We start from the raw sequence: 14,869 nt of genomic DNA, 5'->3' as shown, positions 1-14,869 counted from the left end.
AGGCGCAGCATCGCCAGCGTGTTGGTCACGCCGAGGTAGGCCAGTCGGAGCAACACAACCAGACATCCTCGCCCAGCGGTCGTCAGCGGTACGACAAACCCGGGCACGTTGACAGACGCAAGATCTCGTTGTGGCGGTCAAAGTGACCGTGAACAGGGCGGACGTCATTGTCGGCACCCGCAACCCTACGGGGCGCAGAACTCGCTGAAGTGGCAGACCGACCACGCCGGGCGGGCGCTCGATCGCGTCCGGGTCGCCGCCGGCGCGCCGGGCCAGCAGTTCGATCAGGCGGTCCGTGGCACGTCGGCAGGTGGCGGGCAGGGCGTGTTGCGGCACTCGACGTGAATGGCGCGGTCCGGATCCGGGACCCGTCCGACCCCAACTCGATGAAGCGTCTCTTGCTTGCGCCTCACTGACCTGGTACGAATGCTCATCTCAGAACTTAGGTTCATGTATATGAACCATCTGGCCGGCCGGAGGGTCACATGGATGAGCGGCGCCCAATCCCGGGTTTGTTCTCCACCAGCACGTCGATCTCTCGTCGGAGCCTGCTGCGCGGCGCGCTTGCGGCGGGCCTGACCGTTCCCACGGCGTCGCTGTTCGCTGCGTGCGGCGGTGCGTCCACTCCGAAGACCAACGACACTCCCGGGACGCTGTCGATGACCGCCTGGGAGGCGTACCCGGATCAGATCCGCACCCTGCTGTCGTCCTTCAAGGACCAGTCCGGCGTGGGCGTGGATCTGTCCCTCATCCCGAACGTCGGCTACGGCCCGGCCCTGCAGACGCGGCTGCAGGGCGGCCAGGCGATCGACGCCTTCTACAACTTCGCCTACGCCTCGACCAAGTACGTCGACGCGGGCTGGGCCGGAACGCTCAACAAGTTCGCCGGCGTCGAGGACATGCTCAACGACATGTTCCCCGCGTCGGCGGCCCGGCACCGGCTCGCGGACGGCCGGATCATCAGCGTCCCGTACTTCTCCGCGGTGCACAGTCTCATGTACAACCAGAGCCACCTACAGAAACACGGCATCAGCGCACCTCCGACCACGAAGGAGGAGGTGTACGAGCAGTGCAAGAAGCTCAAGGCCGCCGGGGTGGCCAGCCCGTACGCGGGCTACTGGACCAAGCAGTTCCTTGAGGAGTACTTCCTCGTCTACCTGCTGGCCGACGGGATCACGCCGTTCGACGCCAAGGGTGCCCCGGTCTTCGCCGACGACGCCAAGACGCTCGGCGTCATGGAGTGGTGGAAGGCGATGTACCAGGAGGGACTGACGTCCAAGGAGGTGCTCACCGCCGACCCGGGCGCGCACGTCACCGCGATGGCACAGGGCAACTCCACGTTCTTCGAGTTGCACCACTACTTCCTGCAGATCGTGCGCACGGCCGACGGTCCGGAGTCGAAGAACGTCACGATGCTGTATCGCCACCCCGGCACGGCCGGCAAGACGCTGCAGATCGGTGAGGTCATCCAGATCGGGGCCACGGCGGGCGGCGCGCGGGCCGAGGAGGCCTGGAAGCTGCTGAAGTTCTACGGCTGGAAGGACGAGGCCGGCAAGTACTCCACGTTCACGTCCTGGGCGAAGGCGGCGGCGCTGCTCGGCCCGTACCCGGGGCTGTTCAAGGACAAGGACTTCCTGGCCGCGTTCCCGGACTACTACGACATGCCGAAGCTGGAGGACGCCTTCGCCAACCAGAGCGACGTGGTCCCGGCGCGGGTCGCCCCGTGGTACGCCTCGTTCCAGGTCAAGGTCGGCGACCGGCTCCAGGCGATGCTGCTCGGCCAGGCCGGCGTCAAGGACACCGTCGTCGGGCTCGCCGCGGACGCCAAGAACCTCGCCGCCGCGGGCAGCTAGCATGGCCGAGACGATGGCCCCGGCCCCGCGGCGGCGCACGTCGCCGCGGGCCCGGGCCGACGCCCGGTTCGGGCTGGTCCTCGCCACCCCGGCGCTGGTGTTCGTGCTGGGACTGGTCGCCTGGCCGGCGATCCGCACGACGATCTACTCGCTGCAGCGGGTCAGCTTCGCCGGCGAGGCGCGGTGGGCGGGTTTCGCGAACTTCCAGACGCTGTTCGCCGACGAGCAGTTCCGGCACGCGCTCACCACAACGGTGCTCTACGCGGTCGGCTTCCTGCTCGTCTCCACCCTGCTGGGGCTCGGGTTCGCGCTGCTGCTCAACACCGGCTTCCGCGGCCAGTGGCTGGCCCGCAGCCTGCTCATCGTCCCGTGGGCCTGCCCGTGGGTGATGGTCGGCATGATCTGGAAATGGTTCGTCGACGGTGAGGTGGGCGCGCTCAACGGCGTCCTCCTGGCCCTCGGCCTGGACGGCGTGGCGCCGCTGTCGGACAGCACCGGCGCCCTCATCGTCGCGATGCTCGCCGGGGCCTGGCGGCAGGCGTCGTTCACCGGGCTGCTGTTTCTGGCCGGGCTGCAGACGATCCCGCGGGAGTTGCCGGAGGCCGCGATGGTCGACGGAGCCAACGCCTGGCAGCGGCTGCGCCGCCTGACCCTGCCCTGGCTGCGGCCGGTCATCGTCGTCGTGGTCATCATCAACACGATCTTCGGGTTCATGCAGTTCGACACGATCTGGGCGCTGACCCAGGGCGGCCCCGGCGACGCCACCTCGGTCCTGTCGATCTACCTGTACCAGCAGCTATTCGTCTACACGAACACCGGCCTCGGCTCGGCCACCGCCGTCGTCCTCGGCGGCATCGCGCTCGTCCTCGGGTTCGTGTTCGTCAAGCTGCTGTACCGCTCGAGCACTATCACGGAGGGCGTCGAGTGAAGCGCTCACGGCTCGCCTCGGCTGGGATCTACCTCGGGTTCGCGCTGTTCCTCGTCTGGATCCTGTTCCCGCTGTACTTCACCGTGCTGAGCAGCTTCATGGGTCCGTCGGAGATCGGCGCCAAGCCGTTCCACTGGTGGCCGCACGACCCCACGCTGGCCAACTATGTCGCCATCTTCACCGGCAACAGCGCGCCGTTCTCCACCGGGCAGGACGGCGGGATCGTCTCGAGCACCGACGCGGTCGCCCGGCTGATGCCGGCGATCGCCCGGAGCCTGGTCGTCGGCGTCGCCGTGGTCGCCAGCAACCTGGTCATCGCCGGTGCCGCCGGGTACGCGTTCTCGCGGTACGAGTTCCGCGGCTCGCGCCTTGCGTACCTGCTGCTGCTCGCTTCCCGGGTGGTGCCGGCCATCGCGATCGTGCTGCCGTTCTTCGTCGCGTTCCGGCAGCTCGGGCTGCTCAACACGTCGCTCGCCCTGATCATCAGCTACAACGCGTTCACGCTGCCGCTGGCGATCTGGCTGCTCAAGACGTACTTCGACAGCGTACCCAAGGAGCTGGAGGAGGCCGCCGAGGTCGACGGCGCGTCCCGGTTGCGCTGCCTGCTGGTGGTCGTCACCCCGATCGCCCGGCCCGGGCTGATCGCCGCCGGCCTGCTGGTCTTCCTGGAGGCGTGGAGCGAGTTCTTCTACTCGCTGGTGCTCACCAACGCCCTCACAGTGCCGCCGGTCGTGGCCGGCCTGCAGAACCTCCAGCAGTTCTCCTGGACGACGCTGGCCGCGGCCACCATGTTCACGGTCGTCCCGCCGGTGCTCATCGCTCTGGCGTTTCAGCGGTACATCGTGGCAGGTCTCGCCGCAGGGAGTGTGAAATGATCGAAAGTCTTGCCGGGAAGGTCATGACCGTCCTCGGGCCGATCGATCCCGAGGACATGGGCAACACCCTCACCCACGACCACGTGCTGGTCGACGGGTGGGGACTGCGCCAGCTGTACGAGGCGATCCTCGACGACGAGGAGATCGCCGTCGAGGAGGTCCGCCGGTTCGCCGCGGCCGGCGGCCGGACGATCTGCGACCCGACGAACATCGGGCTCAAGCGCGACCCGCAGGCCCTGCGCCGGATCAGCGAGGCCAGCGGCGTCAACATCGTGATGGGCGCCGGCTGGTATCGCGAGGTCGTCTACCCCGGCTACATCACCACCGACAGCACCGAAGCCCTCGCCGACCGCCTCGTCGCCGAGATCACCGACGGCGTCGACGGCAGCGGCATCCGCCCCGGCTTCATCGGCGAGATCGGCACCGAGCGCGGCCACATCACCCCGCACCAGGAGCGGGTGTTCCGCGCCGCCGGCCGGGCCCACCGCCGCACCGGCTGCCCGATCATGACCCACACCACCCACTGGGGCGAGCTGGCCCTCGAGCAGCTCGACCTGCTCGCCGAGGAGCGGGTCGACCCGGCCCGCGTCATCGTGTCGCACCTGGGCGACCGGCGCGGGACGAAGTGGTGGCTGCCGATCGCCGAACGGGGCGCCTGGCTCAACATCGACAACCTGGCTTTCGTGCAGGGTTACGCGCCCCTGTCGTTCCGGGCCGACAACGTCGCCGAGCTGTGTGCCATGGGACTGGCCGGGCAGCTGATGCTGTCCAACGACATCTGCGAGCTGGGCCAGCTCGCCGCGTACGGCGGACCGGGCTACGCCAACGTGATCGAGACCTTCCTGCCCATGCTGCGCGACCGGGGAGTGTCCGAGGAGGACATCCACCGCATGACGGTCGCAAACCCCGCCCGGGCGTTCGCGTTTGCGGCGGCGCCCGCCACAGAACCTGGAGAACAACCATGAGCACAACGGCAGTCGTGGTCGGCGCGGGTCGAGGCATCGGGCAGGCGATCGGCGAGGACCTTGCCCGCGCCTGCCCCGGCGACCGGCTGGTCCTCGCCGACATCGACGCCGCCCTCGTCGAACGCGTCGCGGCTACGCTGCGGTTGCAGGGCGTCGAGGCGACTGCCCGCCACGTCGACATCACCGACGAGAAATCGGTACAGGACCTGGTCGACGAGACCGCCGAGGCGGACAAGGTCGCGATCGCCGCCGGGGTCTTCGACAGTTCACCCACCCTCGACGTCACCGTTGCCGACTTCGAGCGCATCCTCCGGGTCAACACCATCGGCTGCTTCGACGTGGCCCGCCGCTACGCCGCCGGCATGGCCGCCCGCGGGAGCGGGTCCATCGTGGCGGTCGCGTCCGTCGCCGCGCGGATGCCCCGGATGCGGCAGGCCGCCTACGCGGCGTCCAAGGCCGCCCTGCGCCAGTCGCTGCGGGTCCTCGCCTTGGAGGTCGCTGGCAGCGGGGTCCGGGTCAACACCGTCTCGCCCGGGCCGACGGACACGGAGATGATGCGGCAGCTCGCCAGCGACCACGCCTCCGTCGACGACCTGGCCGACGGCAGCCTGCTGGCGTTCCGCCCCCGGATCCCGGCCGGCCGGGTCGCCCGCGGCAGCGAGGTCGCCGCCGTGGTGCGCTTCCTGCTCTCCGCGGAGAGCTCCCACATCCTGCTCGGCGACATCGTCGTCGACGGCGGCGAGCTGCTGGGCATGTGAGGAGCGACGTCGTGATCAGGCTTGGCATCGTCGGCGCCGGGATCATGGGCGCCAAGGTGGCGGCGACCGCCGAAGGGCTGCCCGGGGTGCGAGTCACCGCCGTCGCCGACCCGGTTCCCGAACGCGCCGCCGCGCTGACCGACCGGTCGGGCGGCATCCCGTTCGCCGGCTTCCCCGAACTGCTCGACTCCGGCGCGGTCGACGCCGTCTACCTCGGGCTGCCTCACGACGGCCACGCCGACGCCTGCGTCGAGGCGGCGGCAAGCGGCGTCCACGTCTTGATCGACAAGCCGCTGTGCAACACCGTCGCCGAGGCGGACCGGATCATCGCGGCCCGGGACGCGGCCGGCATCGTGCTCATGGTCGGGTTCAGCTACCGGTTCCGGGCCGAGTGGCTCGCGGCCCGAAGGCTGGTCGCCGACGGCGTGATCGGGGAGCCGCTGTCGGTCACCGACGTGATCGTCGAGGCGACGCCCGACACGCCGTCCTGGTACTGGGACGCCGGCCGCGGCGGCGGGATCCTGCAGCTGCAGGCGCACCACTGCTTCGACCGGCTGCCGTGGCTGGTCGGCGGGCCCCTGGCCGAGCTGACCTGCCGCACCACCGGCCTGGCCGGGGAAGCCGAGTCGGCGGCCGCGATCACCGGGACGTTCGCGTCCGGGGCGGTCGCCGGGATCGCGCTGTCGTTCGGTCGCACGCACGTGGCCGGCCCCCGGTCGTTGACCGTCGTGCAGGGCAGCGCCGGGCAGCTGCGGATCGAGCAGGGCGGCACGCTCGCCGTGTCGTCCACGGCGGGAGAGCGGGCCGAGTCGTACGCCGGCGACGACTGGCTGTGCCGGCAGCTCTCGGCGTTCATGGCGGCCTGCGCCGGGCCGGAGCCCGCCGTCCCGGCCGCCGAGGACGGGCGGCTGGCCGTGGTCTGCGCCGCCGCCGCGGCCGAGTCGGCCCGCACCGGGCAGCCGGTGAGGCTGTCATGAGCGGTCCGGAGCGCAGCGGAGGGCGCATGACCGGTCCGGAGCGTAGTGGAGGGGCCGGTCATCAGGGGTGCAGGGATCAGGCAGGCCGGCGCCGGAGCGCAGCGGAGGTGATGGCATGAACGGGTTCGTGCTCCGCGGCGGCCTGGTCTGCGACCCCGAGACCGGCACCCTGGCCCCGGGGGACGTCGTCGTGCGCGACGGGCGGATCGCCGGCACCGCCGGCGCGGCGGACCGGGTCGTGGACGTGTCGGGGCTGGTGGTGACGCCTGGCCTGGTCGACCTGCACACGCACGTCTTCGTCGGCCAGGACCTCGGTGTCGATCCGGACGTGGTCGGCCCGCCCAGCGGGGTCACGACCATGGTGGACACCGGCAGCGCCGGCGCGCACCTGTTCGGGGCGTTCGTCCGCGGTACGGTCGAACAGGCCCGCACCCGGATCGGCGCGTTCATCAACATCTCCACCGTCGGTGCCACGAGCATCCTGCTCTCCGGAGAGCTGAAGACCCTCCCGTACGTCGACCCCGCCGCCTGCCGCGCGGCGATCGCCGAACACCGGGAACGGATCATCGGCGTGAAGGTCCGGGCGTCCGCCGATGTCGCCGGCGACAACGGCGTCGTCGCCCTGGACCGGGCTCGCGAGGTCGCCGACGCCGAGGGGCTGCCGCTGATGGTGCACCTCGGGCCGCCGCCGGCGTCTCTGGCCGACATCCTGGCCCGGCTCGGCCCCGGCGACGTCCTCACTCATTGCTTCACCGGCTTGTCCGGCACCCCGTACACCGAGCACGGCCGGGTCGTCGACCTGGTCTCCGAGGCCCGGCAGCGCGGCGTGCTCTTCGACGTCGGGCACGGCATGTGCGGCTTCGACCTGGAACAGGCCCGGGCCGCGGTCGGCGCCGGGTTCCTGCCCGACACGATCAGCTCCGACCTGCACACCTACTCCCGCGACATCGTCGGCGGCCTGCCGGACGTGATGGCGAAGTTCCTCGGGCTCGGCGTCGCCCTGCCCGAGGTGGTCCGCCGCACGACGGTGGCGCCGGCCCGGGTCGCCGGGCTGGACGGCGCCGGCGTCGGGACCCTCCGCGCCGGTGCACCGGCCGACGTCGCGGTTTTGCGGGTGACCGAAGACCCGGCCCCGGCCGTCGCGGCCGTGCTGACTGTCCGGGCCGGCGAGATCGTGTACCGCGCCGAACCAATCTGAAAGGGCATCGACACATGGACATCTATGCTGAACTGGGCGTGCGCACCATCATCAACGCGGTCGGGCCGGCCACCCGGCTGGGCGGCCTGCCGCTGTCCGACGACGTCGTGGAGGCGATGCGGGCGGCGGGCGCGCGCAACGTGCGCATGGACGAGCTCCAGGAGGCCGCCGGCGCCGAGATCGCGGCCCTGCTCGGCGCGCCCGCCGCCTACGTCACCAGCGGCGCCGCCGCGGCCCTGAGCCTCGCCACCGCCGTCTGTCTCGCCGGCGACCGCCCGGCGGCGATCGACGTGCTGCCCGATGTCGCCGGGCCCCGCCGCCGGGTCATCATCCAGCGGGCCCACCGGGACCCCTACGACCACGCGCTGACCGCCGTCGGCGCGGACCTGGTCGAGATCGGCTATCCCGGCTCGACCCGCCCCGACGAGCTCGTCCGGGAGCTCGACGAACGGGCCGCGCTGGTGCTGTGGCGGCCCGGCCGCGGCGGCGACCACCTCGGCATCGCCGAGGTCTCGGAACTGGCCCACCGCGCCGATGTGCCGGTGCTCGTCGATGCCGCGATGGACGTACCACCCCTGGCGAGGCTCGCGGAACTGTTCGACGGCGGCGCCGACCTGGTCGCGATCAGCGCCGGAAAGGCCTTCCGGGGCCCGCACACCGCCGGGATCCTCTGCGGCCGGGCCGACCTGGTCGGCGCCGTCGCCCTGCACCACCAGGACATGGACATCCGGCCCCGTACCTGGCAGCGCTCGGAGATCACCGGCGCCGACCCCGTCCGCGGCCGGCACGGCATCGGCCGGGGCATGAAGGTCGGCCGCGAGCAGATCGTCGGTCTGCTCGTCGCCCTGCGGGCGTTCGTCCGGGACCCGGACGCCCACCACCGGCACGGGGCGCAGGAGTTGGCCGACATCCGGGCCGTGCTGGAGGCCGACGCCCGGTGCGCGGTCCGGGACGGCTACGAGCACCACCTCGACGTGCCGGTACTCGAGATCGACCTGTCCGCGTCCGGTCGCGACGCCGATGACGTTGTGCGCGAGCTGGACCGGGGCACGCCTCGCATCCACGTCGGCGAGGACCGCGCCTGGCAGGGCGTGCTCGTCGTCAACCCGATGGGACTCCGGCCCGGCGACGGTGCCGCGCTTGCGAAGCGACTGGTCGAGGTGCTCGACCAATGACGAGCCCGTGGCGGCTGGCGGCGGCGCCGGTGGCCCGCATGCCGATCGTGGGCTCGGCGGCGTTCTTCGGCCGCAACGACCACGACTTCTACGACCTGTGGTTCTACGTCTGGCTGGTCACCGACGGCGAGCGGACCGGGCTGATCGACACCGGCCTGCCGATCGGCGACGCCGACCGGGCGGCGCTGGAGACGGCCAATCAGGCCCTCGACCCGCGATGCGCGTTCCACGACGTGCGGCTGCTGCCGGAGGCCCTCGGCGCGCTCGGGGTCCGCGGCGAGGACGTCGACTTCGTCCTGCTCACCCAGACGATCACGTACCACACCGGCGGTCTCCTGCCGAACCTGCTCCCGCGGGCCACGATCTACGCCTCGTACGCCGGGGTACGGGAGATGTTGTGCGCGCCGCCGGGACACCCACCGACCGAGTTCTACTTCACGAGCGGCACCTGGTCGTTGCTGCGGGATCTGGCGGTCGCCGGGCGGCTCGTGCTGACCGACGGGCCGGTCACCGTGGCGCCCGGGCTGGAGTTCGAGACGACCGGCGGCCACCACCCCGGGTCGGCCGGCGTCCGGGTCCGCTGTGCCGACGGCGTGGTCGGCCTGCTGGAGACGGCGTTCTTCGACCGCAACATCGCCGAGGAGCTCCCGATCGGCATCGCCGAGGACGCCGCCGCGTGCCGCCGGGCCATCAAACAGTATCGACGCGTGTGTGATGAGGTGGTGGCGTTGCACGACCCGGGCAACGCGGCGCGCTTCCCGATCGAACCTGGTCGGGACAGCCGGTCACACCCCAGCACGCAAGGAGGCCAGCGTCATGACCGCCACCCGTAACCCCCCGCCGAACGTCCAGTCCACGACCGGTGTCAAGTCTGCCGAGCGGGTTCTGGATCTCATGGAGTACCTGGCGGCGCACCCCTCCGGCGCGACGTTCCCGCAGATCAGCCAGGACCTGGGCTTTCCCAAGAGCAGCCTGCACGCGCTGCTGGGCACGTTGGTGGGCCGTGGCTGGATCTATCTGGATGAGGAGCGGCGGCGCTACCGGATCGGGGTGCGGGTCTGGGAGACCGCGCAAAGCTTCGCCTACCTGGACAGTCTCGCCCGCCGGGCCGAACCGCACCTGCGGGCGGCCCGCGACAAGCTCAACGAAACCGTGCAGCTCGCCGTGCTCGACGGCATCGACAACGTCTACATCGCCAAGGTCGAGGCCGACCATCCGCTGCGGCTGGTGTCCCGGGTCGGGATGCGACTGCCCGCCTACGCCACCGGCCTCGGCAAGGTACTGCTGGCCTACCTTGATCCGGCGGACCTGAAGGCACGCCTCGAGGGCGTGAGCATGCGCAAGTTCACTCAGCACACCATCGCCACGTCGCAGCAGCTCTTCGAGCGGGTCCAGGAGATCCGTGAGCGCGGCTTCGGCGAGGACGACGGCGAGTACACCCCTGGGGTCTTCTGCGTCGCCGTACCGGTCAGGGACGGCACCGGGCGCGTGGTGGCCGCGATGAGCTGCTCCATCCCCCGCGTCCGGCTCGGTGAGGGACCGGCGCACCGTGACCACCTGGTGAACACGCTGACCCGCCACTGCGACGCGATGTCCCGTGACCTCGGCTGGCGAGGCGGTGGCCAGTGACCAGTGTTCGTCCACATCAGACACTCAACCGGAAGTTGGAGACATGGTGCAGCAGATCCGGACCGACCGGGCCCCGGCCCCGGCCGGGGCGTACTCGCAGGGGCTGCTCGTCAACGGGCTGCTCTTCACTGCCGGGATGGGACCGGTCGACCCGGCCACTGGGGAGCTCGTCGGCCGTGACGTCGGCGAGCAGACCGTCCAGGTCCTGCGCAATCTCGACGAGGTGCTACGGGCCGGCGGAAGCTCACTCAGCCGGGTCGTGAAGGTCACCGTGCACCTGGCGGACCTGGCCGACTTCGCCGCCTTCGACCGGGCGTATGGCCGGCTGATGTCCGAGCCGCACCCGGTGCGCACGACGGTGGGGTCGACGTTGGCCGCAGGCATGCTCGTCGAGATCGACTGCGTGGCGGCAGCCGGCGGCTGACGCCACGCCCGCGGCGCTCAGGACAGCGGGGCCATCAGCGGGGCGAGCCGGCCTGCGCAGGCTCGCAGTGCCGGCAGGTATCGCTGGGCGCGGTCGCCGGCGGCGCCCGCGCGGGCGGAGGGGGTGGAACAGCTCACGGCGGCGACGACCGCCCCGGACTCGCTGCGCACCGGCACGGCGACGCAGTAGAGCCCGACGGTGTATTCGCCGTCGTCCTCGGCGAAACCGTTGGTCCGCACGGCCGCGAGCCGGCGCAGCAGCTCGGCCTTGTCGCCGACGGTGCTCTTGGTGAACCGCTGCAACGTGACCCCGATCAGCCGGCGGCGCAGCTCGCCCGCGGGCAGGCCGGCCAGCAGCACCTTGCCCAGCGCCGTGGTGTGGGCGGGCAGCCGCAGGCCGACGCCGGAGACCAGGCGCAGCGGATGGTCGGACTCCTCCTTGGCCAGATAGACGTTGTCGAGGCCGTCCAGGACGGCCAGCTGCACCGTCTCGTTGAGCTCGTCGCGCAGCGCGCGCATCTCGGGTCCAATGAGGACGGTGATGTTCTGGTTGTGTGAGTACGCCTGCCCGACCTCCCAGGCGTGCAGCCCGACCCGGTAGACCCGGGAGTCCGGGTCCACGAACAGGTAGCCGTGGTCCGAGAGCACCCGCAGCAGCCCGTGCAGGCTGCTGCGGGGGAGCTTCAGGGCGGTGCGGATGCCGCTGGCGTCGATCCCGTCACTGTGCCGCGCGACCAGGTCCAGGATCTGCAGAACCCGCTCGGCCGACTTGATCGAGCCGGCCGGCGTCGCGGCGTCTGCGGCGTCCTGAGATCGGGGTGTCGGCGCCATGGTTTCCGTCCATCTTTGTCCGTGAGTTGAGTCCCGAGCAGGGTGCCACACGCGTCCGATCGTAGGCAATCCATCGGTGCTGAGCTGTGATAATAGGCAGCAGATTCAGATATCTGAACGAGTATTCCCATATCCGATCACCGCGTCTACAGTCGTGGACCAAGTCCCGCGTCCCTCCGACACACCGACTGCCACACGAGGTGGACTGGAATGTTGAGATACCGATCCGCACTTCTGGCGGCCGCTGTCGTGGCTTCACTGAGCCTGACGGCCGCATGCGGCGACACCGACGAACCCACCAAGTCCGCCCAGGACGGCGGCACGCTCGAGATCACCCACTGGGACCTGCTCGCACCGAGCTACGGCGCCAAGATGTGGGAGACCTTCCAGGGCTACCAGCAGCAGAATCCCAAGGCGACGCTGACCAAGCAGGAAATCACCCGGGCCGACTACGAGACCACCATCAAGACGCAGATCGCCGCGGGCGGCGGCCCCGACGTGTTCGCCGTCGCCGACACGTTCCTGCCCGAGCTCGCCGAGGCAGGCGTCCTCGAACCGCTCGACGGCGTCTTCGGCGCCGACGCGAAGCTCAACGTCACCAACGAGGGCGGCAAGTGGCGGGGCAAGCAGCTCGCCGTCACCGCCCAGATCGCGCCCTACGCGTTGCTGTGGAACAAGGACATCCTGGCCCAGGCCGGGGTCCAGCCACCGACCACGCCCGAGGAACTCGTCACCGCGGCGAAAACCATCAAGGAGAAGACGGGCATCACCGGCTTCGCGGTGCGCCACCGCATCGCCGAGGAGAACCCGTGGTGGATCGACTTCAACAACTGGCCGCAGGGCTTCGGCGGCGGCTGGTCCGACGGCAAGACCCTCACCATCGACCGCCCGGAGAACATCGCCGCGCTCAAGGCATACAAGGCCGTCTACGACTCCGGCGCCTTCGCCGTGGGTGACGACGCGTCGACCTTCCGCACGAAGTTCAAGGAGGGCAAGCTGGCCATGCTCATCGACGCGACCGGCGCGCCGACCGCGATGATCAGCGAGAAGGTGCCGGGCACCTCCATCATGTCCTCGAAGCTGCCGTTCCCCGGCAAGAACACCAGCCAGGTCGGCATCTACTTCGTCGTCAACAAGCACTCCAAGAACAAGGAGCTGGCCAAGGACTTCCTGCGCTGGCTGGTCCAGCCGCAGCCGCAGCAGAAGCTCTCCGAGGTCATCGGCAACGCCTCGACCGTGGCCGTCGACACGACCGTCCCCGAAACGTACGTGAAGGCCAACCCGTGGGTCACCGCCTACCGGGCGAACGCGCCGTTCTCGCACGACGCCGTGGTGGACGGGTTCGAGGCCAAGACCCCGCAGATCCGCCACATCGTCCTGCAGTGGATCGAGAAGGTGCTGCTGCAGAACGTCCCGCCCGAGGAGGCCCTCGCCAAGGCGGCCCAGGAGGCCAAGGCGGCGGTCGGGGGCTGACCCCGCCGCCGGCGCGGTAGGTGCTGGGCCAAGCGGCACCTACCGCGCACGATCCCCCCGAAGGAGGGCCATGAGCACCCGATCGCGGCTCGCGCCGTATCTGTTCGTCGGCGGCGCGGCAGTCTATCTGCTGGTGTTCACCGCCACCCCGCTGCTGCGCGGGGTGCTGCTCAGCTTTACCGACACCAAGCTGCTCAACCCCGACGGCGGCGAGTACGTCGGCCTGGACAACTACCGCGACCTCCTCGTCGACGACCGGTTCGCGTCGTCGGTGCTCACCACGATCCTCTACACCGCCTGCACGGTCGCCGGGTCGCTGCTGCTCGGCACGGTCGCCGCGTTCGCGATCAACGACGGATTCCGCGGCCGGGCTGTCGTGCGGGCCATCCTCACGATGCCGTGGGCGGTGCCGTCGATCGCCGTCGTGCTCGTCTTCACCTGGATCTTCAACGTCGGAGACGGGGTCGCCAACCGCGGCCTCGCCGTCCTCGGCATCGGTGAGCAGGGCTGGCTCATCGACCCCGACCTCGGCCTGCTGTCCGTGACCGCGGTCAGCGTCTGGAAGGTGTTCCCGTTCATCATGCTCGTCGTCCTCGCCGCCCTGCAGTCGGTGCCCGCCGAGGTGCGTGAATCGGCCCGGGTCGACGGCGCTGACCGGTTCACCGCGGTCAAGGAGATCGTTCTGCCGCACATCGCGCCGACCCTGCGCATCCTCGCGCTGCTCATGACGATCTGGTCGCTGCGCCGGTTCGAGATCATCTACCTGCTCACCGGCGGCGGACCGGTCGACGCCACCAACACGCTCGTCATCAACGTCTACCGGGAGGCGTTCGCCAACTCCGACCTCGGCCGAGCGTCCGCGCTGGGGATGCTCGGTCTGTGCCTGTCCCTCGTCGTCACCGTCGTCTACTTCGTCGTCGAGCGGCGCTCGGCGCGGCGGGAGGCACAGTGAAGCGGCTGACCGGAGCGGGTCCCGGGCGATGGCTCGCGGTCGTCGTGCTGATCGTCGTCGCCGGCTTCCCGGTGTACTGGATGCTCAACACCGCCCTCGCCACCCGCGAGGAACTGTTCAACGGGCAGAGCCTGTGGCCGCGGGTCGACCGGATCGCCGCCATCTTCGACGTCTTCGACAGCGGGGTACCGCTGCTGCGCTGGCTCACGAACAGCGCGATCGTGGCGTCCGGCACGACGTTCTTCAGCCTGGCGCTCGCCGTGCTGGCCGGTTACGGGCTGTCGCGGTACCGCCGCTTCCACGGCCGAGGTCTCATCGGCTTCGCGCTGTTCGCCACGCAGATGCTGCCCGAGGCGCTGTTGATCGTGCCGCTCTACACGCTGTTCGTGTCGCTGGGCCTGATCAACGGGCTGTTCGGTCTGGTGCTGGCCAACACGGCCTTCGCCATGCCGGTCGCCGCGTGGATCATCAAGTCGGCCGTGGACGGCGTCCCCTACGAGATCGAGGAGGCGGCCCGGGTCGACGGCGCGCCCCGGTTCGTCATCTTCTCCCAGGTCACGCTGCCGCTGGTGGCACCGTCGGTGGCCGCGGCCGCCGTCATCACGTTCTTCGACGGCTGGAACGAGTACCTGTTCGCCTCGACGTTCATCCGCGACTCGGCGAAATGGCCGGCCAGCAAGGGCCTGTCGTCGTTCATCGGCGAGTTCATCACCCCGTTGTCGACGGTGTTCTCGGCCGCGCTGGTGTTCACCGTTCCCGCCATCGTCTTCTTCCTACTGGTCCAGCGCCGGATCGTGAGTGGTCTCACCTCCGGTTCGGTGAAGGGGTAGGT

General features: G+C 70.4%; 15 protein-coding genes. 14 read left to right on the top strand and 1 reads right to left on the bottom strand.

The annotated features are described in order from the left end of the window. Positions 1–659 precede the first annotated feature (659 nt). The 11 genes from AB0I21_RS20380 (at position 660) to AB0I21_RS20330 (ending at position 10,782) form a co-directional block, all read left to right on the top strand. Positions 660–1,853 carry an ABC transporter substrate-binding protein gene (locus AB0I21_RS20380; protein ID WP_360563148.1) on the top strand — a complete coding sequence of 398 codons (1,194 nt, stop codon included), beginning with the start codon at positions 660–662 and terminating at the stop codon, positions 1,851–1,853. 1 nt (position 1,854) lies between these two features. Beyond that, on the top strand, positions 1,855–2,781 hold the full coding sequence (locus AB0I21_RS20375) for a sugar ABC transporter permease (RefSeq protein ID WP_360563146.1): 927 nt from the start codon (positions 1,855–1,857) through the stop codon (positions 2,779–2,781). Then, positions 2,778–3,656 (top strand): carbohydrate ABC transporter permease, encoded by an 879-nt coding sequence (locus AB0I21_RS20370; protein WP_360563144.1) that lies wholly within the window; start codon positions 2,778–2,780, stop codon positions 3,654–3,656. The genes AB0I21_RS20375 and AB0I21_RS20370 overlap by 4 nt, the downstream gene beginning before the upstream one ends. After that, a complete protein-coding gene (locus tag AB0I21_RS20365; protein ID WP_360563143.1) occupies positions 3,653–4,621 on the top strand; it encodes a hypothetical protein in 969 nt (322 codons plus the stop codon). Before AB0I21_RS20370 ends, AB0I21_RS20365 begins: the two co-directional genes overlap by 4 nt. Next, the gene (locus AB0I21_RS20360) at positions 4,618–5,379 is read left to right on the top strand and encodes an SDR family oxidoreductase (protein WP_360563141.1); all 762 of its coding nucleotides are present in this window, start codon (positions 4,618–4,620) and stop codon (positions 5,377–5,379) included. Before AB0I21_RS20365 ends, AB0I21_RS20360 begins: the two co-directional genes overlap by 4 nt. 11 nt (positions 5,380–5,390) lie before the next feature. Further along, complete coding sequence (locus AB0I21_RS20355) at positions 5,391–6,356, top strand: Gfo/Idh/MocA family oxidoreductase (protein ID WP_360563139.1); 966 nt, start codon at positions 5,391–5,393, stop codon at positions 6,354–6,356. 115 nt (positions 6,357–6,471) lie between these two features. Continuing rightward, positions 6,472–7,554: an amidohydrolase/deacetylase family metallohydrolase gene (locus tag AB0I21_RS20350; protein WP_360563137.1), complete on the top strand. Its 1,083-nt coding sequence runs from the start codon at positions 6,472–6,474 to the stop codon at positions 7,552–7,554. A gap of 14 nt (positions 7,555–7,568) precedes the next feature. Beyond that, positions 7,569–8,729 (top strand): aminotransferase class V-fold PLP-dependent enzyme, encoded by a 1,161-nt coding sequence (locus tag AB0I21_RS20345; RefSeq protein ID WP_360563135.1) that lies wholly within the window; start codon positions 7,569–7,571, stop codon positions 8,727–8,729. Then, on the top strand, positions 8,726–9,562 hold the full coding sequence (locus AB0I21_RS20340; protein ID WP_360563133.1) for a hypothetical protein: 837 nt from the start codon (positions 8,726–8,728) through the stop codon (positions 9,560–9,562). Before AB0I21_RS20345 ends, AB0I21_RS20340 begins: the two co-directional genes overlap by 4 nt. Next, positions 9,546–10,358 carry an IclR family transcriptional regulator gene (locus AB0I21_RS20335; RefSeq protein WP_360563132.1) on the top strand — a complete coding sequence of 271 codons (813 nt, stop codon included), beginning with the start codon at positions 9,546–9,548 and terminating at the stop codon, positions 10,356–10,358. The genes AB0I21_RS20340 and AB0I21_RS20335 overlap by 17 nt, the downstream gene beginning before the upstream one ends. A 43-nt stretch (positions 10,359–10,401) precedes the next feature. Next, positions 10,402–10,782, top strand: coding sequence for a Rid family detoxifying hydrolase (locus AB0I21_RS20330; RefSeq protein ID WP_360563130.1), 381 nt, complete (start codon positions 10,402–10,404; stop codon positions 10,780–10,782). Positions 10,783–10,799: 17 nt separating this feature from the next. Here the strand turns inward: AB0I21_RS20330 and AB0I21_RS20325 are convergent, their stop codons facing one another. Continuing rightward, entirely contained in the window at positions 10,800–11,612 is an 813-nt protein-coding gene (locus AB0I21_RS20325; protein ID WP_360563129.1) for an IclR family transcriptional regulator, read from the bottom strand. A 210-nt stretch (positions 11,613–11,822) separates the two neighbouring features. On the opposite strand from AB0I21_RS20325, the gene AB0I21_RS20320 reads away from it, so the two are divergent. The 3 genes from AB0I21_RS20320 to AB0I21_RS20310 all read left to right on the top strand — a co-directional run bounded on the left by AB0I21_RS20320 (position 11,823) and on the right by AB0I21_RS20310 (position 14,867). Beyond that, positions 11,823–13,085, top strand: coding sequence for an extracellular solute-binding protein (locus AB0I21_RS20320; protein WP_360563127.1), 1,263 nt, complete (start codon positions 11,823–11,825; stop codon positions 13,083–13,085). Positions 13,086–13,155: 70 nt separating this feature from the next. Further along, on the top strand, positions 13,156–14,037 hold the full coding sequence (locus tag AB0I21_RS20315; protein WP_360563126.1) for a sugar ABC transporter permease: 882 nt from the start codon (positions 13,156–13,158) through the stop codon (positions 14,035–14,037). Further along, positions 14,034–14,867, top strand: a complete 834-nt coding sequence (locus tag AB0I21_RS20310) for a carbohydrate ABC transporter permease (protein ID WP_360563124.1) — start codon at positions 14,034–14,036, stop codon at positions 14,865–14,867. The genes AB0I21_RS20315 and AB0I21_RS20310 overlap by 4 nt, the downstream gene beginning before the upstream one ends. Positions 14,868–14,869: the final 2 nt, after the last annotated feature.

This window comes from Dactylosporangium sp. NPDC050588 (assembly GCF_040654975.1).
In the GTDB taxonomy this organism is placed as follows: Bacteria; Actinomycetota; Actinomycetes; order Mycobacteriales; family Micromonosporaceae; genus Dactylosporangium; species Dactylosporangium maewongense.
The sequence above is the reverse complement of the archived record's forward strand: the minus strand, read 5'-3'. Positions and strand labels throughout refer to the sequence as shown.